Origin of the sequence: Colwellia piezophila ATCC BAA-637, assembly GCF_000378625.1 — a bacterium.
GTDB classification, from domain to species: domain Bacteria; phylum Pseudomonadota; class Gammaproteobacteria; order Enterobacterales; family Alteromonadaceae; genus Colwellia; species Colwellia piezophila.
Map to the genome: position 1 here is coordinate 246,987 of NZ_KB905164.1, position 25,250 is coordinate 272,236.

At 40.1% G+C, this 25,250-nt stretch carries 20 protein-coding genes; 8 read left to right on the forward strand and 12 right to left on the reverse strand.

All coding sequences use genetic code 11. The annotated features are described in order from the left end of the window. The first annotated feature begins 236 nt into the window (after positions 1-236). From udk to F580_RS0109945, 4 genes are all read left to right on the forward strand, one after another. The gene (gene udk, locus F580_RS0109930) at positions 237-875 is read left to right on the forward strand and encodes a uridine kinase (protein ID WP_019027572.1); all 639 of its coding nucleotides are present in this window, start codon (positions 237-239) and stop codon (positions 873-875) included. A 32-nt stretch (positions 876-907) separates the two neighbouring features. Further along, positions 908-2,152: a NupC/NupG family nucleoside CNT transporter gene (locus F580_RS0109935; RefSeq protein WP_019027573.1), complete on the forward strand. Its 1,245-nt coding sequence runs from the start codon at positions 908-910 to the stop codon at positions 2,150-2,152. 40 nt (positions 2,153-2,192) lie between these two features. Further along, positions 2,193-2,966: a deoxyribose-phosphate aldolase gene (deoC, locus tag F580_RS0109940; protein WP_019027574.1), complete on the forward strand. Its 774-nt coding sequence runs from the start codon at positions 2,193-2,195 to the stop codon at positions 2,964-2,966. Between the two features lie 101 nt (positions 2,967-3,067). After that, the gene (locus F580_RS0109945; RefSeq protein WP_019027575.1) at positions 3,068-3,646 is read left to right on the forward strand and encodes a thymidine kinase; all 579 of its coding nucleotides are present in this window, start codon (positions 3,068-3,070) and stop codon (positions 3,644-3,646) included. Between the two features lie 266 nt (positions 3,647-3,912). On the opposite strand, the gene F580_RS0109950 is transcribed toward F580_RS0109945, so the two are convergent. The 4 genes from F580_RS0109950 to F580_RS0109970 all read right to left on the reverse strand — a co-directional run bounded on the left by F580_RS0109950 (position 3,913) and on the right by F580_RS0109970 (position 10,013). Next, complete coding sequence (locus tag F580_RS0109950; protein WP_019027576.1) at positions 3,913-4,323, reverse strand: CBS domain-containing protein; 411 nt, start codon at positions 4,321-4,323, stop codon at positions 3,913-3,915. Between the two features lie 593 nt (positions 4,324-4,916). Next, positions 4,917-6,236 (reverse strand): thymidine phosphorylase, encoded by a 1,320-nt coding sequence (gene deoA, locus F580_RS0109960; RefSeq protein ID WP_019027578.1) that lies wholly within the window; start codon positions 6,234-6,236, stop codon positions 4,917-4,919. Positions 6,237-6,247: 11 nt separating this feature from the next. Further along, positions 6,248-6,667 carry a cytidine deaminase gene (gene cdd / locus F580_RS0109965; protein ID WP_019027579.1) on the reverse strand — a complete coding sequence of 140 codons (420 nt, stop codon included), beginning with the start codon at positions 6,665-6,667 and terminating at the stop codon, positions 6,248-6,250. A 190-nt stretch (positions 6,668-6,857) separates the two neighbouring features. Beyond that, positions 6,858-10,013 carry a TonB-dependent receptor gene (locus F580_RS0109970; protein WP_019027580.1) on the reverse strand — a complete coding sequence of 1,052 codons (3,156 nt, stop codon included), beginning with the start codon at positions 10,011-10,013 and terminating at the stop codon, positions 6,858-6,860. Between the two features lie 735 nt (positions 10,014-10,748). On the opposite strand from F580_RS0109970, the gene F580_RS0109975 reads away from it, so the two are divergent. The 3 genes from F580_RS0109975 (at position 10,749) to F580_RS0109985 (ending at position 14,111) form a co-directional block, all read left to right on the forward strand. Then, a complete protein-coding gene (locus F580_RS0109975) occupies positions 10,749-11,381 on the forward strand; it encodes a TetR/AcrR family transcriptional regulator (RefSeq protein ID WP_019027581.1) in 633 nt (210 codons plus the stop codon). A 31-nt stretch (positions 11,382-11,412) separates the two neighbouring features. Continuing rightward, positions 11,413-12,594 (forward strand): endonuclease/exonuclease/phosphatase family protein, encoded by a 1,182-nt coding sequence (locus tag F580_RS0109980; protein ID WP_019027582.1) that lies wholly within the window; start codon positions 11,413-11,415, stop codon positions 12,592-12,594. Positions 12,595-12,707: 113 nt separating this feature from the next. Beyond that, positions 12,708-14,111 (forward strand): alkaline phosphatase, encoded by a 1,404-nt coding sequence (locus tag F580_RS0109985; protein WP_019027583.1) that lies wholly within the window; start codon positions 12,708-12,710, stop codon positions 14,109-14,111. Between the two features lie 159 nt (positions 14,112-14,270). Here F580_RS0109985 and F580_RS0109990 read toward each other — a convergent pair whose 3' ends face one another. Further along, on the reverse strand, positions 14,271-15,443 hold the full coding sequence (locus tag F580_RS0109990) for an efflux RND transporter periplasmic adaptor subunit (protein WP_019027584.1): 1,173 nt from the start codon (positions 15,441-15,443) through the stop codon (positions 14,271-14,273). Between the two features lie 81 nt (positions 15,444-15,524). Next, complete coding sequence (locus F580_RS0109995; protein ID WP_019027585.1) at positions 15,525-18,647, reverse strand: efflux RND transporter permease subunit; 3,123 nt, start codon at positions 18,645-18,647, stop codon at positions 15,525-15,527. 614 nt (positions 18,648-19,261) lie between these two features. Here F580_RS0109995 and F580_RS0110000 point away from each other — a divergent pair. Further along, positions 19,262-20,362, forward strand: coding sequence for a phospholipase A (locus tag F580_RS0110000; RefSeq protein ID WP_245560610.1), 1,101 nt, complete (start codon positions 19,262-19,264; stop codon positions 20,360-20,362). A gap of 66 nt (positions 20,363-20,428) precedes the next feature. On the opposite strand, the gene F580_RS24290 is transcribed toward F580_RS0110000, so the two are convergent. The 6 genes from F580_RS24290 to F580_RS26335 all read right to left on the reverse strand — a co-directional run bounded on the left by F580_RS24290 (position 20,429) and on the right by F580_RS26335 (position 24,885). Beyond that, positions 20,429-21,349 (reverse strand): M48 family metalloprotease, encoded by a 921-nt coding sequence (locus F580_RS24290; RefSeq protein WP_019027587.1) that lies wholly within the window; start codon positions 21,347-21,349, stop codon positions 20,429-20,431. A gap of 4 nt (positions 21,350-21,353) precedes the next feature. Beyond that, a complete protein-coding gene (locus tag F580_RS0110010; protein WP_019027588.1) occupies positions 21,354-21,935 on the reverse strand; it encodes a hypothetical protein in 582 nt (193 codons plus the stop codon). After that, a complete protein-coding gene (locus tag F580_RS24295; RefSeq protein ID WP_019027589.1) occupies positions 21,935-23,788 on the reverse strand; it encodes a CHASE2 domain-containing protein in 1,854 nt (617 codons plus the stop codon). The genes F580_RS0110010 and F580_RS24295 overlap by 1 nt, the downstream gene beginning before the upstream one ends. A gap of 97 nt (positions 23,789-23,885) precedes the next feature. Then, positions 23,886-24,023: a hypothetical protein gene (locus F580_RS26330; protein WP_157443066.1), complete on the reverse strand. Its 138-nt coding sequence runs from the start codon at positions 24,021-24,023 to the stop codon at positions 23,886-23,888. 76 nt (positions 24,024-24,099) lie between these two features. Beyond that, positions 24,100-24,663, reverse strand: coding sequence for a hypothetical protein (locus F580_RS0110025; protein WP_019027591.1), 564 nt, complete (start codon positions 24,661-24,663; stop codon positions 24,100-24,102). 63 nt (positions 24,664-24,726) lie between these two features. Next, complete coding sequence (locus tag F580_RS26335; protein WP_019027592.1) at positions 24,727-24,885, reverse strand: hypothetical protein; 159 nt, start codon at positions 24,883-24,885, stop codon at positions 24,727-24,729. Between the last annotated feature and the right edge of the window lie 365 nt (positions 24,886-25,250).

The window sequence follows — 25,250 nt, forward strand, 5'->3', positions numbered from 1 at the left end:
CTGAAGAAATCTGATAAAAAATATGACCAACTGGTCAAGTTGTGTTAATTTATCACTTTTCTAAATAAGGGTAAATAAAGCATTTTCTTCTCGCTAATTATTCGCCCACAAGTATAATTTATTAACTTTACGATACTACAACTTAATAATAGCTAATACCTGCTAGTTATAGGCATTAGCTCAAGATAGAATAGTCGTATTTATTATTAATATATACTTTGACAATAGGCTTAACATTGAAACCAACTATTATCGCTATCGCTGGCCCATCCGCGTCAGGTAAAACGCTTTTTGCCCAAACAATTCATGATGAACTTGTCACAGAGCTTGGTGAAAATGGCATTTCAATTATTTATGAAGATGCTTATTACCGTGATCAATCTCATTTATCGATGACCGAACGAGAGCAAACCAATTATGATCACCCCAATGCCTTTGAACATGAGTTGTTGTCACAGCACTTAAAAGAGCTCACTGAAAATAAAACCATCCATAGCCCGGTTTACTGTTACAAAACCCATACCCGTATCGATGAGACAAAAACCTTCTCCCCGACAAAAATCATTCTCGTTGAAGGTATATTACTGCTGTCTAATAGTGAACTAAGAGAGCGTTTTGATATTAAAGTCTACATGGATACGCCGTTAGATATTTGCTTGATCAGAAGAATACAACGAGATTTAGTTGAAAGAAGTCGCAGCATTGAGTCGGTTACTAACCAATATTTAGCAACGGTTAGACCTATGTATCACCAGTTTATTGAGCCTTCAAAAGCCTGGGCTGATATTGTTATCACCCGAGGTGGTAAAAACAGAATGGCCATTGAAGTACTCAAAGCAAAAATTCGTCAACTTTCACAATTATCCCCACAATAACCATCGTAATATAATAATAAAAAGAGGTATTCATGGAATTAGGTGCACTAAGAGGTGTTATAGGCATAGTCGTATTGCTAGGAATTGCTTACGCCTTATCAAGTGGAAAAAAATCCATTAACTTACGTACCGTAGGCTTAGCGTTTACCCTGCAAATACTGCTTGGTGCATTTGTACTGTATGTGCCTTTTGGTAAAGATTTTTTACTGTCAATGACCAACGGTGTACAAAGCGTTATAGACAGTGCCAAAGTAGGTATTAATTTTCTTTTTGGTGGTTTAGGCACCGATGCTATGTATGAAAATGGGGTAGGTTTTGTCTTCGCAATCCGAGTATTACCGAATATAATTTTCTTTTCATCGTTAATAGCCGTGCTGTATTACCTTGGCGTAATGCAATGGGTTATTAAGATCATTGGTGGTGGCTTACAAAAACTGTTACAAACCAGTAAACCAGAAGCACTATCAGCAACGGCTAATATTTTTGTTGGTCAAACCGAAGCCCCTCTTATAATACGGCCTTATATCGCCAAGATGACGAAATCAGAACTATTTGCCATCATGGTGGGTGGTTTAGCCTCTGTTGCCGGCTCTATTCTTGCAGGTTATGCCGGGCTTGGTATCGAATTGAAGTACCTTATCGCCGCTTCTTTTATGGCGGCTCCTGGTGGTCTCTTAATGGCCAAAATCATTTGCCCTGAAACTGAACATGACAAAATAGTGAAAGAGCCTATCGGTTATGATGATGATAACGAAAAACCGACCAATGTTATTGACGCTGCTGCCTCTGGCGCGGCATCAGGCCTTAAACTTGCCGTTAACGTCGGCGCAATGTTACTTGCGTTCATTGCCCTAATAGCATTGTTAAATACTATTGTTGGTGGCTTCTTTGGTTTGTTTGGTTATGAAGATATCACCATTGAATTTTTCTTAGGCTACATCTTTGCCCCTTTCGCTTATATTATCGGCGTTCCGGCTAATGAAATGTTGCAAGCCGGTAGTTTTATCGGCCAGAAAATCGTCGTTAATGAATTCTTTGCTTATGTTAACTTCATGGAAATCAAAGATACCTTAAGCCCGGCAACGCAAGCAATTGTTACCTTTGCTTTATGTGGCTTTGCCAATTTATCATCCATTGCTATTTTATTAGGTGGTATTGGCTCTATGGCCCCGGGTCGCCGCCATGATATTGCCCAACTAGGTGTACGAGCAATGCTTGCCGCCACGTTAGCAAACTTAATGAGTGCGGCAATTGCCGGTATCTTTATTTCTTTATAGAAATAAGAATCAACAAGCACAATTAACAGGAATATAAATCATGCCTGACATTAAAAAAGTTGCCCTACGTGCGCTGTCACTAATGGACTTAACTAGCCTTACCAACACGGAAACTGAGCAGGAAATTATTGCTTTGTGCCAACAAGCAAAATCCCCTGCGGGTGAAACGGCGGCTATTTGTATTTTTCCACGCTTTATACCCATCGCTAAAAAGGCCCTTAAAGCGCAGCAAACACCCCAGGTAAAAATAGCTACGGTGACTAACTTCCCGCACGGTAATGATGATATAGACATTGCGCTCGCAGAAACTAAAGCGGCGGTAGCGTATGGCGCAGATGAGGTGGATTTAGTCTTCCCTTACCGCGCATTAATGCAAGGTAACGAAACCATTGGCTTTGATATGGTTAAAGTGTGTAAGCAGGCCTGCGAAAATTCAGCAAAGCTGAAAGTCATTATAGAAACGGGTGAACTTAAGTCCGCAGCATTAATACAAAAAGCCAGTGAAATAGCCATTAGCGCCGGCGCTGACTTTATTAAGACATCAACAGGTAAAGTAGCGGTAAATGCGACGCCAACAGCCGCAAAAATAATGTTGGAAGTAATCAAGCAAAAGAACACTGCGGTTGGTTTTAAACCTGCAGGTGGCGTTAGAAACGCCGAAGATGCCGCGGTATATCTTGATTTAGCCGATAGTATTTTGGGTAGTGAATGGGCAGATGAAAATCACTTTCGCTTTGGTGCTAGCAGCTTACTTACCAGCTTATTAAAAACCCTAGGTCATCAAAGTAACACTGATAGTTCAAGTAGCTATTAACTCACTATTAATATAGCGACTAGTAATTGAAAGTCGCTGATAGATCAGTGAAGCTATAGCAATACATTCAATAATAAAACTTTTATAAAGAAATCAGATAAATGGCGCAACTTTATTTTTATTATTCATCGATGAATGCAGGGAAATCTACCCACCTGTTACAGTCTTCTTATAACTACCAAGAACGTGGTTTAGCCACGGCTATCTATACCGCAAAAATTGATGATAGATTTGCCAAAGGCAAAGTAACATCACGACTTGGCATTGATGCAGACGCTTTTTTATTTGATGATGAAATCAACCTATTCAAAGATGTCGAGCATAAAAATCAAGTTGAAAAGCTTGATTGCGTACTCATAGATGAAGCGCAATTTTTGTCTACCGAGCAAGTTAAACAGCTAACCGATATTGTCGACTTACTGCATATTCCTGTCTTGGCTTATGGCATACGCACTGACTTTTTAGGAGAGACCTTCTCTGGTAGTGCAGCTCTACTCGCTTGGGCTGACAAATTAGTTGAATTAAAAACTATCTGTCACTGTGGTCGAAAAGCTAACTTTGTTATCAGACATGACGAAAACGGTAAAGCTGTGCAAGCAGGTAAGCAAGTAGAAGTAGGCGGTAATGAGCGCTATGAGCCCCTGTGTCGTGCCCACTTTAAGCAACTTGTCTGGCAATAGGGCAAAGTAGTTACTCCTGTAATTTATTATTGCTAGTAATTCAAGCTCTGAGTACATTAAAATATTATATATTGCTCGCTCTTTAAGTCTGATTCTCGCTAAAAGAACACATTGATGTGTGATTTTAATTGTTAACTTTTTCTTGCAAGAACTACACTATTGCTAATGTCAGCTATCGGCAAAGATAGCTGACATTAGCATATATACTCTATGGCGCTAACGCCCCCATTGCGAGTTAAAAACTATAAATTTTAGGCTATAATTACTTAGCCACTACACTTGTTGTCGATTTGCTCCAGTAGTTTCTCCAGTACGCATCGGCGCTGCACCAGCCCGACCACTTTGCCTTCCTCAACCACCGGCAGTACCCGGCGATTGTTGTGCAGGAATTTCTCCGCGACATCGACCAGGTTGGTATTGGCACCGATCGATTCGACTTCGGTTGTCATCCGATCGCGAACTAACTCGCCGATGGTCGAGAAGTAGCCTCCCATCAGTGCGCCGCGCATACAGTCAGCTTCGGACAGAAAGCCGATTAGATTGTTATCGGCATCAACCACAGGTGCACCTGACATACTGGCGGTTAGCAGTTGGCGCAGGGCGACGATCACTCCGCTATCGGGGCGAAATGATAACGGTGAACTGTCCATGATGGTTTCAGCGGTGATGGTCTGCATGTTAGGCTCCTGAAGCGATGGGTCGCTCGTTTGGGTATTGTTGATTGTTATTTGTTATTTGTTATTTGTTGTCGAATGATAGAAAGCAACAGCCGTGCCATTTATTTCATATTAAAATTAACTGTTTAATTACAGATAGTTATATTTTTATACAACAAAAAAGAATAACCACTGTCTGGTAATGTATAGCGGTTACTGGGTTGAAGGGGTCTTCTTTGCACCGAAATGGTGCTGTCCGTCGAGGCGTGCATGCGGGAGGGTAAGACTAATCAGAAGTCATAAGAGAATCATTGATGCTAACGACCGCTTTAAGTCTTGGACCTGCCGTTAGTGAGGCAGGCTCTAACTTCCGCAAAGCACACCAAGTTGCCATTAAACCTATGGCGGTTTGTGCGCCATTGCGCCATAGGAATATAAAATTTAGGTCTGCTCTATGATCAGAAAACCACTCCTCGTTGCATCTAATTATTCATGCCATCAGAAAAATAAAGTACCAAAATAAAATTTCCATTAAGGTCCGTTCGTATCCTTCGACACATTTCTCCTCTCAGCCACCTTACTGATATGGCATGGTGAGGTGTAATTGGCTTTAACTATTTATATATCACTGGTGGCAACTCAGGGTACTCTTCTGAATAACTAAGGGCATTATTAAATTGCTCAATGGCTCTGTTGGCTGAGTCTTCATCTCTGGCATGAACACGGGCAATCACTTCACCACGATTCACTTGTACACCCAATGGTAATATTCTGTCAAAACCAACGGTATGGTCTACCTGTTGTGTCGGCGCTGTTCTACCGCCACCTAAGCCAACGACCGACATACCAACAGCGCGAGTGTCCATTTGCGCGAGATAACCATGCTGAGATGCTCTTACCTCCATAATAACATTCGCTTTGACCATAGAGTCCCAAGGCTTTTCAATAAAGTTTTTCGGTCCACCTAATGCCGCAATCATGCGGTCAAAGACTTCGGCCGCTAAGCCCGACCTTAACACTTTATCTATTTTTTCATGGGCTTCTTTTTCACCGCTAGCCAAATTAGTATTAACAAGCATTGCGGTAGCTAGCGCTTGAACAACTTTATGTAAGCGTGGCTCACGTTGTTTACCGGTTAAGTATTTAACCGTTTCAGCCATTTCAATGGCGTTACCGGCACTAGTACCTAACACTTGATTCATATCGGTAATAATAGCCTGTGTCTTAACACCCGCACCATTGGCAACATTAACGATACTATCAGCTAAAGCCCTAGCGTCAGTTAAGTTATCCATCATTGCGCCATTACCTACCTTCACATCCATCACTAAGGCATCTAAGCCCGCAGCAAGTTTTTTAGATAGAATAGACGCGGTAATCAAAGGGATAGATTCAACGGTTGCGGTAACGTCTCTAATTGAATATAAACGCTTATCCGCAGGGGCTAAGTTATCGGTTTGAGAAATAATGGCTACACCGACGTCTTTAACGATACGCTTAAATTCACTGATACTGGGTTGAACATTAAAGCCAGCGATGCTTTCTAGTTTATCTGCCGTGCCACCGGTGTGACCTAAACCGCGACCAGAGATCATCGGTACATAACCGCCACAAGCTGCAACAATTGCGGCTAACATAAAGCTAACTTTATCACCGACACCGCCGGTTGAATGTTTATCAACGATAGGGCCATCAAAGCCTTGCCAACTAATCACATCACCTGAATGCATCATCGCTTTGGTAAAGTTAACCCGTTCATCGACCGACATACCATTTTGATAAATGGCCATTGCCATCGCGCCGACTTGGCTATCTGAAAAAGTGCCATCAACAAGGCCACAAACGAAGCCTTTTATCGCTTGCTCATTTAAGACTTGGCCATTTCGTTTCAGGCGAATAATTTCTTGTGGGATAATCTTATTAGTTTCTGACATCAATTAAATCCTTATAAGTCTAATAAATCTTTCGGAGTGAAGGCATCGGGTAATAACTCCTGCACGGTCCATATTTTTTGTTCATTTTTATGGTTAACGGAAAGTACTGGTGCAGATTGTTCAAAAAACTCGGCGATCACTTGCCTACAAGCCCCACAAGGTGGTGTTAATTTATCTTGCTCGGTGTAAACAACAATCACTTTAAACTGCTGTTCGCCATTAATTACCGCCTGACTAATACAGTTACGCTCAGCACATACTGTTAAGCCGTATGAAGCATTCTCAACATTACAACCTTTGACTATATTGCCATTGGCGGTTAACGCCGCAGCGCCAACATGAAAGTTACTATAGGGCGCATAAGCCACTTGGTAAGCGGCCTTAGCCGCTGCGATTACTTCATCTAGTAATTCTTTTTTTATTTCAATCATAATGTTCCAAAATGATGAGCTATATTTATACCTTGAGCATAACATTGCTGACCATGTGGTCAAGTTATTTGAACCGTTGCGTTAACAAATAGCTTTAATAACAATCAATGAAAATTCGCCAATAAAAAAGGCTGCAAAAATGCAGCCTTTTTCCCTTAGACTTCCATACAGAAGCTAATTTATTTTCAATTTAGAACTTGTAGTTTACACCGACACGAACTTGCCATAACGACGCTCTATTTTGAACTTCTTGCTTTTCGTTACCTTGGTTAAATTCATGATATACATATTGACCTGAATCATTGATGGTTGCTTCAACCATACGGTTACCAACGAATCCACCTTTGTTCATGACACCCCAGCTATCATTCATCATGTTACCGATGTTTTTGATAACAAGGAAAACACTGCCTTTATGATCTGCTGAGAAACCTGGGATTTCTTGAGTAAGTTTCACGTCAAAAGTAGTCCACCAATCTGCATTGTGTTCATTACGCTCTTGAATTTTACCGCGGGTTAAACCTTCATTAGCGATAAAAGAATTAAATGCTTCTGTATCAAAGCCCTCTGCGTATATAACATTTGGATCATTTTCAGCAGGTACGTACAATAATTGACGTGAACCGTTCCAGTTTGAATCACCAAAACTTTCCTCTTCATAATTAGGCCAGTTAGCAACACTATCTGAGCTATCGAAGGTGTAAGAATATGGACGGCCTGTACTTGCTTGACCAAATAAGCTTACACGAGTATTTAAGTTTTCAATTAACTCAATATTATAGTTAAGTACTAAAGTGAAGCGATGTGGGATCTCATAATCAGAAGTAGCCATGCCAGGGTTAATTGCATCTGTTGCTGCTACGTTACCGTAGTTTGAGCCCGCCACTGAACTAGTCATTGCGTTAGCATCTTCTGAAGCGGTAAAAGCATAACCAAAGGTTACATCTAAACCAAAATCAAATGACTTATTCATACCAATTGAGAATACGGTTGATTGACCATCCTTACCACTGTTGGTCAATAAGTACTCGCCACTGCGACCATCCTTCTCTTCATACATTGGGCGACCATCAGGTGCAGTTTTCTCAGAGTACTGGATACCTACGTCTTTAATAGTCGCTGAATTAACCTTCTTATTAAGCAATAAGTCAGCCGTAAAGTTATAGCCATTATCGGTCATATAAGTAGCACCAATTGAGTATTTCCACTCAGACGGCATTTCAAAATCAGGGTCTACCGCATTGACTTTACCATCACCACCTTCTGGTGCGTAACCGCCAACTTTATCATACAAACTTTGTAAATTGTCATAGCCAGGTCGACCATCACCGGTCAAATCTTCATCAAATAAGTTTACGCCTTTTTGTGAAGTAGCAATTTGCACTAAACCATCATTAGAATATGAGTTTGATAACCATACGTTCGGGTTACCACCTGAATAAAGGCCAAAACCGGCTCTAACAGATAAGTTATCATCAACAGTCCATTGGAAGCCAACTCGTGGTTGAAATAAGCTTACGCCATCAAATGTGTGATTGTTAGCAAAGCCATAACGCTCTTCAAATTGGGCATTATAACGCGGCTTATCTGAACTCGTATACATATCGTAGCGGAAACCAAAGGTTAAACTCGCATCAATATCGGTGAAAGTGTACTCATCCTGTAAGTAGAACGTATGTACATCATAAGTAAACTCTTGGCTGGCATCCTCGGGGATATTGGTACCGGCTGAGTTGTTGTAATAAGCCTTGTAAATATCACCTGCTTCAAAATCATCAATAGAGTCAAAGCGATATTCGCCATCGGTGTGCTGCATAAATAAGTTAAAGGCAGTCAGCGATTCATACTCATAACCAAAGGTAAGCGTGTGATCATCAAGGTAGTAGTTGGCACCAAATTTGAAGGTCATGTTGTCCCAGTACATCTCATTTGATTGACGAGAATCATCTGGACCTAGGAAAATAGTTTTACCATTATGCCTAATTTGAACTTCACCAAAACTACTGGCAGCATCGAGTGAGTTAGCACGATTATCTAAATCCATTTTACCAACCGTGATGCTGGTTGAAAAATTATCCGACCAATCAGAATGCAAAGCACCAACAAACGATTGGAGTTTAGCTCCTCGTTCATAAAAATGGCTATCAAGCGTTACTGCCCAGTCATCAGACTGAGATAATTTAAAACCATCATTGTAGTTATAAACCAAACTAGCACGGTGATCATCATTGATGTTCCAATCAAGCTTTATTAATAATTTTTCATCTTCTACCGGCATACTTCCCGGCATACTGCCAACATCATATTTATATTTATCTGCAGCAATCTGTGTAATGCGATCGATATCGGCTTGAGAGACTACGTTACCGATATCATCACCGGCAGGTTGCGCAACAAAACCCGGGTATTCAAAAATCTCTGCACCATCTAGTTTTTCATAAGCAACAAAAGCAAATAGTTTGTCTTTAAGAATCGGGAAACCTACATTGAAGCCATAACGTTTTTCACTGAAGTCACCTGAAGGTGCTGGCTCACCATCAATAGTATCACCCTGCATTGAATCATTAGTGTAATCAAAGAACACACCACCGTGCACTTCATTGCCACCTGATTTGGTTACCGCGTTGATATTACAGGCTGAGAAACTACCGTATTTTACATCAAAAGGTGCTAATTCAACGGAGACTTGATCAATTGAATCATAAGAGAAAGGAACACGTACCGTTGGGTAACCATTGCCATTCAAACCAAAATTATCATTCATGCGAGCGCCATCTAGCGTTAAGCTATTAAAGCGCGGGCTACCACCACCACATTGAATGGCATCATCGCGACTTTCATCAATATAGATACGTGGGTCAACACGAACAATATCTTTAAGATCACGATTAATTGCCGGTAAATTCGCTAAATCTTCAGCATTAAAGTGAGCTCCTGGGCTAGAGCCTGCTGCAAATTTACTTATCCTACTGCCAGTAACTTCGATGACTTCTGTATGATCTTTACTTTCTAGTGCTACCGTTATTGGAAATGTTTGACCTAAGGTGAGGAAAACGTTATTTAATTCAGTGTCCTGAAAACGGTCTGAATCAACAATAATCTTATAAGGACCGCCTACCCTAAGTCCTTTGGCAGTGAAAAGACCTGAAGCATTCACTGTGGCGGTTTTAGTTGTTCCTGACGGTACATGAATAATAGTAATTTGAGTGCCAACTGCGGCATTACCATTAGGGCCACTAATATTACCTTTAATAGCCGATGTAGTAGTATTTGCCAAAGCTGAAGTTGAAAGTCCAAGCGCAAGCACTAACGCACTGGTTATTTGTGATAGACGATAAGTTTTCATCAGTTATTCCTATGTTTTGATTTGTTTTTTTTGTTTAAAATGACATTTTTATTATTATTTATGAGCAAAATAAAAGTTAATCGATTGCTCCTTTTACATTTCGATTGAAATTAAAACAGAATTTTATTGCAGTTTCATTACATTTATTCACAACTTGGTACAAACAGCAAAAACAAAAACATCAGACCAGTTGAAATGAAAAGCAACAAAGTCAGTATTTAACTTTAAATATCAACCACTTAAAATAAAATATTTTATTTTTACCTTACGATTTTTCACTGTAAAAATTTATATATAAAATATAGTTATCGAAAGGTATCGTTTTAATCACTTTTTAATATAAGAAACCTTCCAAACGGTCAACAATTTAACCTAATTTACCTTTAAAGCTGATAATGAAAGCTTATGCATCACTGTAAAACCTTGACTCTGAGGATGGTATTTTAAATTTTTCGGTAAAAATAATTACTGGTTCAGCTGAAACTACCGGTTTTAGAATGCTCGTAACAAAAATGCAATCAAACGAGGATATGATGTACTTTTCCTTTTTAATAACTTACATTTATAACCAATATAATTAACGGATATATGAAGCTTAATTATTAAGTTTCTGACTAACTGGTTAACAATTAATTGAGAAAATGTGTGACATATGTTTATTCGACTGGTAAAACGTCCAATGCAAAATGCCACCAAAAAAAATAATAAAGACAATAACAACACTGAGTAGAGAATATGACCAGCGCAAATCAAGTTAAGAAAACCGGCAATATTCGAGCTAAAAGCCAAATGAAGATCTTAATAGCCGCTAGAACCGAGTTTGTTTTACAGGGATATAGAGGTGCGACAGTGCAATCTATAGCCGACCGCGCTGAGCTGCCAAAAGCTAATATTCTTTATTACTTCAAAAACAAAGATAACATTTATCAAGCGGTGCTTGAGCATACCCTTGAGATGTGGGATGAAGGCATTGGTGATATTGACCCAAATCAAGGGCCAAAGGTCGCCATAGAGAAAATTATTGAAGCAAAAGTAAGGATGTCATTTAGACACCCTGAAGCCTCAAAGATTTACGCTATGGAGATAATCCAAGGCGCACAACATTTAAAAGATTATGCGCGTACTTATCAACGTCAATGGGTAAGAGAAAAAGCGAAATTATTTCAACATTGGATAGATAATGGTGAAATGGCCAATGTTGACCCTGTGCATCTTATTTTTCTTATTTGGTCTGCCACGCAACACTATGCTGATTTTGAAACACAAATTCTAACGATAATGAATCGTGCCGACTTCGAAGAGGAAGATGTAGAGAAAGTTATCGCTTTTCTCAGCGATATTATTCTACGAGGCTGCGGCTTAATTTAATCAACTCAAAAAACAATCTTAAGAAATAATGATGATAAAACACTCAACTTTTGCCTTACTATTTTACGGGCTTCTCGGTATGACTAACGTACAAGCAACAACATTAAAAATTGCCACTTTCAATGTTAGTATGGAAGCATTAAATTACAGTGAACATAAACGGGGTGAAACCGCCAATGTTTCGACCAATACGTTGGCCAACGCTTTGTCGAGTGATCATCAACAGATAAAAAATATTGCCGAAATAATACAAAGAGTGAATCCTGATATTATTCTGCTCAATGAATTTGATTACCTCAACGATAACAATCATGCGTTAAAAAGCTTTATTACTGACTATCTAAATAAAGGCCAACAGGATCAAAAGGCGGTTGAGTACCCTTATTTTTACCAAGGGCCTGTTAACACCGGTGTCAATTCAGGTTTCGATCTTGATGGTAATGGTGAAAAAGGTAAATTGCCTGGCGATGGTTTTGGTTATGGCCATTTCCCTGGTCATTTTGGTATGGCGTTATTATCGAAATACCCAATAGACTTTGACAACATTCGCAGTTTTCAATACTTCAAATGGCGAGATATGCCAAATGCACTTAAGCCAATAGATCCCGTGACAAACAAACCTTGGTTCAGTAAAGAAGCATGGCAAGCGTTGAGGTTATCATCAAAGTCTCATTGGGATATCCCTGTTATAGTCGACGGTAAAGCTATTCATGTACTAGCAAGCCACCCAACTCCACCGGTTTTTGATGGCCCTGAAGATAGAAACGGTAAACGTAATCACGATGAAATTCGATTTTGGCATGACTATATTACCCCTGAGTTAGCGGGCTACATTTATGATGATAATGGCCAGAAAGGTGGTATTAAAGCCGAACAAGCTTTTGTTATGTTAGGTGACTTTAATGCCACTACTGTTGATGGCAATGCGATTAAAGCTGGCATTGCTTCACTATTAAACAATGATAAAATTCAAGATGTGATGCCACAGAGTCAAGCGGGTAAATTACATAAGCCTGATAATATCAATGCAAAGCACCATACTTCGAATTGGGGTATGAGAGTTGATTATGTACTCCCCTCTTCTTTTGGCTTTACGGTCAATGATTCAGGTATTTTTTGGCCTTTAAAAGACGATGAAAGCTACCGGTTAATAAAAGATAGAAGTGCTTCATCCGATCACCGTTTGGTTTGGCTAGAGCTAACCACTAAGTAGTAACTTGTCGCATTGACATTAGTACTAATGTCAATGGCTTGATACCAAAGAAGAACTACCGAAACAATTGCACCAAAGAAACCAACATTTAACATTTAAAAAAAGCTTACCTCATGAAAAAATTACTTTCTACCGTTTTAATCAGTTTAGCGCTAGGTGCTTGTACTAGCTATGAAAATACCGCGGCTATTACAGCAGACGCCTCCTTAACAACCCCCTCAAGTAACAGTCCTAAAAATATTATCATGGTTGTTGGCGATGGTATGGGACCCGCTTACACTACAGCTTACCGCTACTTTAATGACAACCCTGAAACAAAAATCATTGAAGAAACTGTCTTTGACCGCCACCTTGTTGGTATGGCAAGTACCTATCCGGCGAGGGTATCAGGTTATGTCACGGACTCGGCAGCCGCAGCAACAGCCTTAGCTACAGGCGTTAAAAGTTATAATGGCGCTATTGGGGTAGATGTTGATAAAAACCCCGTTGAAACCGTGCTTGAGTGGGCTAAGAAGCAAGGAAAGAAAACCGGTGTGGTAGTGACCTCTCAAATTAACCATGCAACACCTGCTTCTTACCTTGCACATAATGAAAGTAGAAGAAACTATAACGCCATTGCTGATAGCTACATAGATGATGGTATTAAAGCCGACTTATATTTTGGTGGCGGTTGGCAATATTATATTCGAGATGATCGAAACATAGTGGATGAGTTCAAGTCAGCAGGCTTTCATTACCTTGATGATTTTCAAGGATTAAGCAAACTCCCCGCTAATACTCCGGTATTAGGTTTGTTCGGCGATGTTGCCCTACCCTGGGCGCTTGATGACACTGACAAGCTTCGTCTTTTAACCATGACCAAAGCTGCCACTAAACAATTGGAAAACAGTAATGGCTATTTTCTGTTGGTAGAGGCTAGCCAAGTTGATTGGGCTGGTCATAGTAACGATATTGCCTCAGCAATGGCAGAGATGACAGATCTTGCCAAAACAATGTTATACCTCGAGCAATATGTAAAAAACAACCCTGACACCTTAGTTGTCCTCACCGCCGATCACAGTACCGGTGGCTTTACCATTGCCGCAAACGGTAAATATGAATGGAACCCTGAAGTGCTAAGAACAATGCAACAGTCACCACAAGCCATTGCTAAGCAGTTGGCTAAAAAAGACATCTCCATAAGCACGGCGAGTGAATTACTTAACTTTGAAGTGACTCAAGCAGAGGTCGATTCATTAACTCAGGCAAAAAGTAATGCCAGTAAATCGCTAGTTAAATTTAATGATTTAGAAAAAGCACAGCAACAAAAGCAAACTAAACCTAACGTTGACACTATCATTTACCTTGCGGTTAAAAAGCTTATTGATCAACGTACCAATAGCGGTTGGACCTCAGGTGGTCATACTGCCATTGATGTGCCGGTATTTGCTTTTGGCAAACGTAGTGAGATGTTTCACGGTAAAATAGATAATACCGATATTGCTAAAAAGATATTTACTTTACTTGGTAAAGAATAAACTCAAAGGGAAAATGACTAGCTAAACCTACCAGTCAAAGCGCATATCAAGTTATAAAAAAGCCGACAAGTGGCCACACGAGTCGGCTGAGATTATTAGTGACTAACAACGTTGACAGTCACTAATAATCAAAACTGCTAAGCTGCTTCCAAAAGAAGCTTATAATGATTTTACCTGGGCAATTAGCGCTTCTTTGGTATCATCAATAAAACGAACTTTTTCGCCGCTTTGTAAGCGCTCACCACCACGAACAACAACACTATCGTTTACCGATAAAGCGCCGGTTACTGAAATCCAACTATCAACACCTTGACCAACAAGTACCGATACTTTTTTCGCTGTGTTCTCATCATCAATCGTCAGTACATAGGTTTCTTTTTCTCTAAGAATTAAGGCATCGCGCGGTACTAAAATAGCTTCTGTGGGTGCTTGTTTTGGTAAAGAAACTGTCACCGCAGTCCCAGCGAACAAAGCTAAGCCATCAGCCGCAATCCTGACATCAAAGGTACGTGAAGCTTGTTCGCCCGCCTGACTCCAGGTACGAATAGGTAATTCAAGTAAGGTTTCATTCCATTTAACCATCACTTTACTGCCACGCTTTAAAAATGGCGCTATGGATAAAGGCGCAGCGATTTTAATATCAAGATTTTTGGTATCAACTAGCTGTACTAACGAGCGACCAATGGTGATTAATTCACCGACATGGGCAAATCGTTTGCTAATATTGCCCGAAAACGGCGCAATGATCGTGGTTTTGTCTAATGCCAGTAGTGTTTGCTCTACCGAAATATTCAAAGCCGCCACTTCATTAATCGCGATGGTTAGGTCTTTATTGACCCGATCAAATTCACTCAGCGCTGAATTATTTTGTTCACGTAACTTTAAAAATCGCGCTTTTTGTCCGGTGAGGTAATCAACATTGGCTTGAGATTGTTTTACTTGGCTTTGTTGACGAGCTAATTGAAATTTCAGATGACGGTCATCGATTTTAGCTAAAACCTGGCCTTTGTTAACTTGGCTACCTACCTCTTCAATCCACAATAACTGCCCGGTTTGCTCGGCAGATATTGGTGCGTTTTTTAAGCTAATCACATTACCTGGTAGCCAAATACTTGGGCTAACTTGTTCTTTCTTTACCATTTCAACACTAACTAGGTGTGCTGGTTTTTCTGGCGTTTCCGCCTTGGCCTCTTGGCTAAAACCCAGTAAACCTATGGCAGAAATAAAAGCAAGAGTTACCACTGCGGCGCTGTAAGTCCCTAAATTATCGGAGGTCTTCTTTGAAGTTGTCATTTTGGGTGGCGTTACTGTTATTAGCATTAAGTTATTCATGATTTTTTCCTTAATCAAATTTGTCACTTTTATTAAATTTAGGCGCTTTAATTTAGTTAATTTTATCTGGTTAACTTTAAGTTAAGCGCTTGGTAGTTCTTTTATAGATTGTTCTTTTATTGGTAATTCAGGCACTGCATCTTGCCTCTTCTTGCCGACGCGAAAATCGACTTTAGATAACCTCAATAAACAAGGTAATAACACGATAGTGAATAGGGTACTAAAGGCTAAACCGCCGACAATAACTGCGGCTAAGCCGCGGTAGATAACACTGCCAGCGCCAGGCATAAGGAGTAGTGGTAACATGCCAAAGAAGCTCGTTGCTGTACTCATAAATATTGGTCTTAAACGTAACTTCAGTGCTTGTTCAATCGCTTGTGAACGTTCAAGGCCGTCTTCTTGACCTAATCGAGTTTGATGAACAAGTAAAATAGCGTTATTAACCACTAAGCCCAGTAAAATAATAAAACCAATCATGGTCAATAAATCAAGTGGTTGGAATACAGTGAGGTTAAGTAACTGCAATGCCAAGATGCCGCCAACCGTTGCTAACGGTATGGTGATAACCACTAATAGACTGTCTTTAATCGATTTAAATAAAGCCGCCATTAATAAAAATAAAATCACTAAAGCAAAAGCAAAGTTTTCGGCCATCACACCGATGGCTTTTTCTAATTGGTCAGCACTACCGCCATATTGAATATTACCGCCTTCAGGCATGATATCGCGTAACTTAGGTTCAACTTGAGCCTTTAAAACCGCAATAGTTTCTTCCAATGACCAACCTTTAGGTGGGTTTATATTTAAAGTAATTGTACGCTGTCCGTCGATACGGATTAAGCGACTTGGGCCAACGGTGCGCTTGATATCGACCAGGTTTGATAATTGCGTAACATTGCCATTGCCCGTTACAATTGGCACATCGCCAAGGTTATCCGGATCATCCCAACCATCAGCACGTAAAATCATATTCAAACGTTTGCTGCCATTAAAATACTCACCGACATAAAGCCCATCGCCTAAGGTTCTTACCACTCGACCAACGTCACGGCGATTCCAGCCTTGCTCTAAAATATTGCGATCATTTGGAGTGAGATTAATTTCTGGCTCAGACATCGAAAGGCCAGGACTGGCATTAACGTTTGCACCTTCTATAGCCTCCTTTATCCAATCCATACCTTGGCGTGCTACGGTCTGTAATGCTTGAGTATCTTTAGATTGTAAATGTATTTGTACTTGTCTACCGCCACCAAAGCCACCAAATAAGTTGCCCTGCCTAGCAAAGACACGGGTATCGGGTAAATCTATCAGTATTTCCTCGCGCACAATTTTAAGTAACTCATCAACTCGGTCTTGGTCTTTTACTCGAACACCTAAATTGCCACCCCATGGACCACCAAAAATATAATAGTTTTTCAACGCCGGCTCTTTAGTGCCGTCCATATATGGCTTTAAGCGTTCAATAATAGGTTGGAAAATTTCTTTTTCGATGGTGTTAATATTTGAGCCCGGTGGGAATTGTAAGTTGGCATCAATAGCATCACGCTTCACTGGCGGTAAGTAATCAAGCTTAGGCATAGCGACAATGGTTATGATAACCGGTAATATTAATAAACAGCTTGCTAAAGAAAGGCGCTTTAAACGGCTATTAGTAATGGTCATAACAAAGGCAGTAATTTTTAGCCAAAGCTTTTGATTAGGATCTTTAACTTCTTGTTGCTTCAAAAAGTATTTCGCTAAAACAGGTAACAGCGCTACCGCAACAATAAGCGATACCGACACCGCAATCGCGATGGTTAAGGCTAAATCGCCAAAAAGTTGTCCTTCAATATCTTTTAAGAAAAACACCGGTAAAAAGATAGCAACGGTTGTTGCTGTTGATGCCAGTAAAGCGCCCCACACTTGGTCTGCCCCTTGCTCTGCGCTGTCATGTTCATTAAGCCCTTTGTCACGCATGCGTAAAATATTTTCTAATACTACAATAGCGGCATCAAGCACCATGCCCACAGCGAACGCTAAGCCTGCCAGCGAGATAACATTGAGTGAACGGCCAGTTATTTCTAGGACAATAAAGGTACTTAACAAACTGACCGGAATCGCCGTTGCAATAATTAACGTAGCGCGGACACGGCGTATAAAAAACCATAAAACTGAAAGTGATAAAACAATACCGGCAAATAAGTTACTGGTCACTAGATTGATAGCGCGGTAAATAAAGACCGAAGCATCAAATGATTGCACCATCACTAACTTCTTGTCAGCGAGTAACTCAGTATTAAGTAAGGCGACTTCGGCTTTTACCCTGTTTAAGGTTTCTAAAACATTGGCGCCATTGGCTCGATTAATACGCATTGAAAATGCCGGGTTACCATTTTGCACCGCCATACCTTGTCTATCGGTATTGCCCACTTTCACTGTAGCAATGTCACTTAAACGAATATTTCGCCCGCCGCGAGATTCCAGCATTAAATCAGCTAGCTCATCAACACTGTATTTACCGCTATAACGTAAGGTGTATTGACGTCTCCCCACATCGATAAAACCGCCTGAAACATCATCACTGGCCGAAACTAAAGAGATTAACCGTGGTATTTCAATTCCGTACTCAGCCGCTTTAACGGGATCGTAGCGAATCTGTAATTCTTCTCGGTTACGCTCCGAAAAAGTTTCAACACTCGCGACACCTTCGATAGCCTCAAGGCGCGGCCTGATAACATCATTGGTAAAGTCCATGTATTGACTAATATCTTGGCCATTGCCTGGTAAAGCTTGCAAGAAGAAAAACGTCAGTGCTGGGGTATTGCCTCTACCACCACCAAGCATAACCCGTGGCGGCCGTGCATCTTGGGGTAAATTAGCGACTCGTGTCATGCGGCTAATGACTTCAATTAAGGTTTGGTCCATATTAGTACCAACACCAAAAGATAAATTAATATAAGCTCCACCACGGTTGGCAAAGGCCCTCATTGACTTTAAACCGGGAATACCACGCAATACTTGTTCTTGTGGTTCGATAATTTCAGACTCAACCTCTTTTGGAGATGCTGCTCGCCAAGTGGTTTGTATACCAATTTGAGGACGTTCTATGTCAGGGAAAAGTTGTACCGGAAGTTTAAATAAGCTGAGCATGCCGACGAGTAAAGTTAGGGCAACAACGACAGCGACAGCTGCGGGACTAGTTAAAGCGCTCTGGGTAAGTTTCATGTCGATTCCAAATATCAATTACATTGATTACATTAATTAACAATTAAGATACAAGGCTTAAATAATAAAGTAAGTGAACTTGCGGTTAATCGGGATAAAAACACGACCAATCACCATTGAGAAATGCTTTGAAATTACCTGACATAATTCGACATATTTACTTATATACCCAAGCTACTTCAAGGTGCTCGTTTCAGGACGGCTGAGCGATTCATAATCAAGGCGCGTATTTTATTAATGGTTATTCAGGAAAATATGCTCCTGCATTCTCTATTAAGCTGCATCCATGCTGCCTCCTTAATTATCTACGCAACGATGAATATGATTTGCTCATTGTCCCTGTAGGGCTGGTTTAGAAACGTTTTATCCATCGTTATTGATTTCGACAAGGGAGTAACCATTCTCTTCAATCAATGCCTTGCCTAAAGACGTTTCTAATTCCAGCTGAATCCTGCATCTTGAGGTTGTTTGGGTATAACTTAGTCACAATCTGGCCATAATTTTGTAATAAGTATCCAAAGCTAAATAACCACTGACGCAAACATGATCTGACTATGGATTAAGAAGGCGATAGGCTATAATCGCGGAAAATTTCAACAGATAGATTTATCTTTATGATATCAATACTTTCAAAGCAGCTTTTCCTGCTGGTACTTTGGTCTGCACTAATGTTACCCGCCAATGCTCAGGACAATACCCAGGACGATGCCCAGAACAATGGCCTGAACAATGAGAAGAAGCAAACGCCTGCAAAACCTTATAAAACTGCCTTTGAAACCTGCCTATTTAAAGCGATTAAGGCTGCTGATAAACAAGCGACCCTTGCTGAAATAGAAAACTTTTGTGAACAACAAATTGCGCGAAGCATTCTCAACAAAAATAATGGTGAACACCTTGAATTGGGTGTTTTAGCTAACCGAGTGATCCGAGAGAAAAGAACAGCGGCTGACCCTTATGTGCTGACGCCACACAAAATGAATTATATTTTACCGCTGTCGGTTGTTGATGAAATTAACCACGGCGCTTATGCTGGTTTCGAAGATTGGGCTGATGACTTAAAAGATACCGAGGCCAAATTTCAAATTAGCTTAAAAGTACCCTTACTCACCAACAGCTTACTTAGGGCGGGCGATCAACTATTCTTTGGCTTTACCCTAAAGTCTTGGTGGCAAATTTACTCGGAGGAAATATCTAAACCTTTTAGGGAAACGAATTACCAACCCGAATTTTTCTATTTTACCCCCATCAACATTCACCCTTTTGGCGGAAATTCAGCCCTAGTTGTTGGTGCTGAGCATCAATCGAACGGTCGTTCACAATTACTATCAAGAAGTTGGAATCGTATTTACGTCAATTACCTTTATGAAAAGCGTAACTTTGCCTTATCATTGCGACCTTGGTATCGGATTCCTGAAAGTGAAAAAGAAACACCATCAGACAGTCAAGGTGATGACAACCCCGATATTATCGACTACATGGGTCACTTTGAATTAGGTTTGTTATATAAATATGATTCAGACTATGAGCTATCCTTTAAAGGTCGCAATAATTTTGCTACCCATAAAGGCTTTGTTGAGTTTGGGCTAACCTTTCCTTTATGGGGAAAACTAAAGGGCTATGCGCAAATGAGTAGCGGTTATGGCGAAAGTTTAATTGATTATAATGTTAATCAAAATCGCTTTGGTATAGGCATTGCGTTAACCAACTTACTTTAACTAAATGTTTTAACTAATGACTTTAAAGCACAAAGGTAATACACCTATTTCTACCTGTTTAATTGCTTAGTTCATTGCTTGAGCAAAACGCTTAGTAAGTAACAGCCCTTCATTCACCGCCAGTTTATCTAGCTGATCAGCTAAGGCCTCTAGTCGTTGTGAAGGGGTTGGATGGGTTTTATATAACAAGGCTAAAGCACTATCATCGGCGGAAAATGATGCTAATACTTGTAAATTATCTATATAAGCAAAAGCATCATAGCCAGATTTAGCCAAAAGACGTATACCATATTGATCAGCCTGAAACTCATCATCTCGGTCAAGCCCCTTGGTATATAGGTGTTGCGCCATACCCGTCACTTTTTTTGCCCAAACTCGATAATCGTTATCTTCATTACTTGCTGCGGTATTGTCTTGATACGCTTGTGCTGAAATAAATAGGGTCTCGGTAACGGCACTTCTATTGGCATCATCTTTAATCGCGTTTAAATGATGTTTTTGCGTTATATGGACAATTTCATGGGCTAACACAGCCGCTAATTGCGCTTCATTTTCCAGCTGCATTAACATGCCTGAAGTAATGAAAACAAAACCGCCAGGTGCGGCAAAAGCATTAATTGCAGTGCTATTAATCACGCCAAATTGCCAAGGTAATTCGGGTCTTGAGCTATTAGCGGCTAACCACATACCAACCTTATTAACATAAAGATTAATGGTTTTATTTTCATACAAAGGTCGAGTGCCCAGTAAGACTGCCGACATATTCTCACCAAATTGAATTTCTTGAACTTGATCAATATTATGGGCATTAAAAACATTTACGCCTTGGTCTATTAACTGGCCGAGTTCAAAGTTACCAATTTTCAAGCCGGTACTTTTACAAGCAAGGAGTGAACAGCTAAAGACAAGAACTAGGGCTAGGTAAGTGGCATAACTTGTTGTGTGACTGGTCGGGCTTGAACAAGTTAAATGAGCTAAATATTTCATTTCTCTAGTCCTCTTTTACTTTGATATGACTTGCTTTAAGTTTACCCTGCTTGGCAAACCTCGCTGCTGCGCCGGCTGAAACAGTATAAGAATTAAGTAAAGCGACCTGCTTTAAATCTGCTTTTGCTTTTTGTAAATCATCAACATCAAAACCACGTACACCGGTTGAGACTGTCGGTAAACTATCATTGTTAACACTTGAAAAAAGCGACTTAACGCCCAATTCTCCTTGTCGTTTAACCGCAGAGATAAACCTGACATTTAACATATTGACCCAGCCAGAAAGCTGACCGGCTGGTGGGAGGCTTGCTGTTGAAATAAAGTACCAAGCACTTTTTCTTGTTTGAATATTAATATGTTCTTTGGCAGCAACAGAGCCAGTAATATCACTATAATAATGAGGCAACTTTAACAAATTAACCTTTTTTATTACCTGGCCAGCACGAACATTGTTAGGCTGTTGTGGAGCTAGGTTTCCTGCAAGGGCAAAACTCGTATTTAAACTTGTCAGGACAAAAAATACAGTTGTCGGCGTGAATAGGCTAGTAACCATTATTGCAAGGTAAGCACACAAAAATTTGGACATTATTTATCTCTCCTTCGGGGTTGATACAATTGAACCTTGCTCTGCCTGCCTTTGACTTGGTGCTCACCTTGATAACTAAAATCAAAAGCATGACTGGTTAACTTTTTAGTTTGCTCGGAAACTAATATTCGGGCGTTATTTTTAGTCAGTCCTTCTATTCGACTTGCCAAGTTTACCGTGTCGCCAATAACAGTATAGTCGAGCCTTAAGTCAGCGCCGATCATGCCAACAATACATTCACCGGTATGAATCCCTATACCAATATCAAAACTTTTTAAGCCTGCAGGTAGGCTTTGGCGAAAGCGTAATAACTCTTGTTCCATAGCTAGTGCGGCATTAATAGCCGCCACGGCATCTTGTGCAACTTCACTTTGCCTAGGTGCGCCCCAGAAGGCCATTACACAATCACCAATAAACTTATCTAGGGTGCCTTCATGTTGAAAAATAATAGCCACCTGTTGATTAAAATATTGATTGAGTAGCTTAACCACATCTTCGGCATCACTATTTTCGGCCAATTGAGTGAAATTTCGAATATCAGAAAACAATACTGTCAGTGTTTGTTTTTTATTTAGCTTTTCAGGTGATAAAGCCCCCTCCTCAAGCAGTTTATAAACCACTTGCGGGTCTAAGAACCGGCCAAACATGGCTAACGCTTGTTGGCGGCGTCGGTATTCTAAGTAGCCATAAAAAAAAGAAAAAGTGAGGAAGCTAATTAGCATAACCAGCAAGATTGCACCAACAAACAATAGTTGTTGCTGCATTAATAACTCAGTACTAATCTTAGTGAGTATTAAGCTTATTGTGGCCATCAATAACAAGGTATAACCGACTTGCCTTACATAGCCACTGACTAAAATAAAAACAGCGCAAGTAAGGGTAATCACAATGACACCGATAACGGCTTGGCTTAAATCACTTAGGGGTATTAAATATTGTTCATTTTTAAGGTTGTCTATCGCAGTTGCTAATATATAAACGCCGGGGAGATTGTCGCTTAACGGGGTCGACCTGACATCATATAAGCCTGATGCGGTAGCACCAATTAAAACAATCTTGCCTGATAGTTGCTGTAAAAAGGCTTGTTCATTGTTAATAACAGCCCGATAAACATCAACATAGCTTAATGTCGGGTAAGGTTGCTCAGCAGCGCCGCGCCATTGTAATAAAATTCTCGGACGCTCTGGCAATGGCAATGCCAGTGCACTAATTAACTTTGCCGGTAAAGAAGGTAAATGCCAACCCGAGAGATTTCTATATACATCATAGCTGCGGCCAACGCCGTCAAAACTAGCATTAAAATTTATACTACCTAGCTGCCAATATTGTCGATTTATAGCCAAGGGTAAGATGAAATTTCCTTTCGCTATTTCATTCGCTAAAGGTGTTTTAATTAAGCCCAATTCCTTGGGCAGATCTTTAAGTAAGATACCACCGCCAGCAACAAGATTTTGCTCTAAGGTCGCAAAATATATTCCCGTTGAGTTTGCCAACACTTCATTAAAATAGGTATCCGCATCAGGTCGATAAATATCCTGCTCAGCGAATAAAATATCAAACACTATGGCAGATAAAGCAAATGGCTGTAGCGCTTCAATAACTTGTCCATGTACTGTTCTAGGCCATACCCAGCGCCCTGCCACAGTATTCATTTGCTTTAAACTGTGATCATCAATAGCAATAACGACGATATCGTCATCAACTTCCAACTGAGCAGCCAAATATCGTGATTGGCGATCAAAAACAGCAAAATCTGCAGTTTTAAAAAGCTTACTTTGCTGAGCAACAAGGTAGGAGATGATTAAGAAAACAACGATAAGTAATGATGATATTTTTACCCTGGATAATATCATAAGCTCTGTACCTGAGTTAAAGTCATAATCTTAAGATTAAGGACAGCTAGCTTTATCGTTCATTGCTAATTGCTAAAATAAAATAAGATTATCTAATTTATTTTTGACTGTGGGTAAATATACCATCCCAGTCTTCATCAAAAACGTCCCCTTGTTGAGCACTTAGTCGATCAAGATAAATTTGTTGATAAACAGTAACTGGAGAATGCGCCATTAATGAAGTTAGCAGTGCCAAGGCCGTTTACCAATTTTGCTGCTTATAATGCTGTAATACTTGCTCAAATTGTTGAACTTGTGCCAGCTCTGCTTGACTAAAATCGCTTAATAATCCCAACTGTTGATATATGGTTAAGCCCTGCTGCTTTCCTTTGATTCTCTCCGTATCTATTTCTTGAAATAACTTGTGACAACACTTCATTAATATAAACAACGGCGTATTCTATTGGGTTTTTCTTGCTATCAAGTACAGTCACTTGTAGGTTTTGAGTATAGCCTTGCCAACAACATGGCAGTAAAAAACTACCAAGAGCAAAAATAGCACATTGAACTAATTTCATCTTATCCTCCCAATAACGATAGTTGTAACTTAGTGAGTAAGATGTATTTTGACACTCCAATACATCTACCTGATCTTGATAACGTTCGATGAATAAATTGATAGCTAAATGTTTAGTCAGGCTATAGCTTAGAGCTGCTGAATAGATATTACTGCTACCGTCAAATTTATAGACACAATTCACAAATATTTTGTCCTGGGTGATGGATTTCACTTCTTCAACCGCTAATACTTTCGCAACATTTTCCTTAGCACAAGCAAGATGAAATTCGCCATCCCTGCGGGTATAATTCGCCGATAGCAACCAATCTTGAGCCATTATGTAATCAGCAAAAATGGAGGCTTTGAAAAACGATTGAGTAAAGACATCACTTGATAATTCCTACACCACATTCGGTCCTGCTTCACCATCATAAGAGGTGAAATCGAGACTTGCCGCTAGGGAAAATTTATTATTTATATGTTGCCCTAGCTCAATACTGGTGAAAAATGTCCCTTGAATTAATGTTTTAGTCCACTTCTTTATGGCCGTAACTGGCATTGACTCGCACACAGGGTTGATAAAAACCTAGACAAAATTTATGCCGGACACCAAGGTTTGTCCCTAAGTAAATATTGTCCATTTTGTCGAAGTCTTGATGTTTTTTCGCGTCAAACTCAACTGCGATATGCATGCGGGTAAAACCATCAAGCTGATAGAAGCGGCCAAAGATTGTATCGATGGCTAAGCGTTGATCATGATGGGAATCTTCAAAAGCAGAGAGGTTAAGGTTTTCAATGTCGGTATAAGTTATTTGTGCATCCGCTAGCCATTCAACCTACTCACCTGTGTCAGCAGAAACTGGCGCTGATATTAGTAAGCATGTAGAAACAGCGGTAAGTAAATTGTTCATAAGTACACCCATC

Bases quoted from the DNA above. Each gene is read 5' to 3' on its own strand.
- deoA (WP_019027578.1), bottom strand. From the start codon at position 6,236: ATGTCAGAAACTAATAAGATTATCCCACAAGAAATTATTCGCCTGAAA.
- F580_RS0109935 (WP_019027573.1), top strand. From the start codon at position 908: ATGGAATTAGGTGCACTAAGAGGTGTTATAGGCATAGTCGTATTGCTA.
- F580_RS0109950 (WP_019027576.1), bottom strand. From the start codon at position 4,323: ATGCAGACCATCACCGCTGAAACCATCATGGACAGTTCACCGTTATCA.
- cdd (WP_019027579.1), bottom strand. From the start codon at position 6,667: ATGATTGAAATAAAAAAAGAATTACTAGATGAAGTAATCGCAGCGGCT.
- F580_RS0110025 (WP_019027591.1), bottom strand. From the start codon at position 24,663: ATGGCTCAAGATTGGTTGCTATCGGCGAATTATACCCGCAGGGATGGC.
- F580_RS0109970 (WP_019027580.1), bottom strand. From the start codon at position 10,013: ATGAAAACTTATCGTCTATCACAAATAACCAGTGCGTTAGTGCTTGCG.
- F580_RS0109945 (WP_019027575.1), top strand. From the start codon at position 3,068: ATGGCGCAACTTTATTTTTATTATTCATCGATGAATGCAGGGAAATCT.
- F580_RS0109990 (WP_019027584.1), bottom strand. From the start codon at position 15,443: ATGAATAACTTAATGCTAATAACAGTAACGCCACCCAAAATGACAACT.
- F580_RS26335 (WP_019027592.1), bottom strand. From the start codon at position 24,885: ATGCCAGTTACGGCCATAAAGAAGTGGACTAAAACATTAATTCAAGGG.
- F580_RS24295 (WP_019027589.1), bottom strand. From the start codon at position 23,788: ATGATATTATCCAGGGTAAAAATATCATCATTACTTATCGTTGTTTTC.
- F580_RS0109985 (WP_019027583.1), top strand. From the start codon at position 12,708: ATGAAAAAATTACTTTCTACCGTTTTAATCAGTTTAGCGCTAGGTGCT.
- F580_RS0109975 (WP_019027581.1), top strand. From the start codon at position 10,749: ATGACCAGCGCAAATCAAGTTAAGAAAACCGGCAATATTCGAGCTAAA.
- F580_RS0109980 (WP_019027582.1), top strand. From the start codon at position 11,413: ATGATAAAACACTCAACTTTTGCCTTACTATTTTACGGGCTTCTCGGT.
- F580_RS0109995 (WP_019027585.1), bottom strand. From the start codon at position 18,647: ATGAAACTTACCCAGAGCGCTTTAACTAGTCCCGCAGCTGTCGCTGTC.
- deoC (WP_019027574.1), top strand. From the start codon at position 2,193: ATGCCTGACATTAAAAAAGTTGCCCTACGTGCGCTGTCACTAATGGAC.
- F580_RS0110000 (WP_245560610.1), top strand. From the start codon at position 19,262: ATGATATCAATACTTTCAAAGCAGCTTTTCCTGCTGGTACTTTGGTCT.
- F580_RS0110010 (WP_019027588.1), bottom strand. From the start codon at position 21,935: ATGTCCAAATTTTTGTGTGCTTACCTTGCAATAATGGTTACTAGCCTA.
- F580_RS24290 (WP_019027587.1), bottom strand. From the start codon at position 21,349: ATGAAATATTTAGCTCATTTAACTTGTTCAAGCCCGACCAGTCACACA.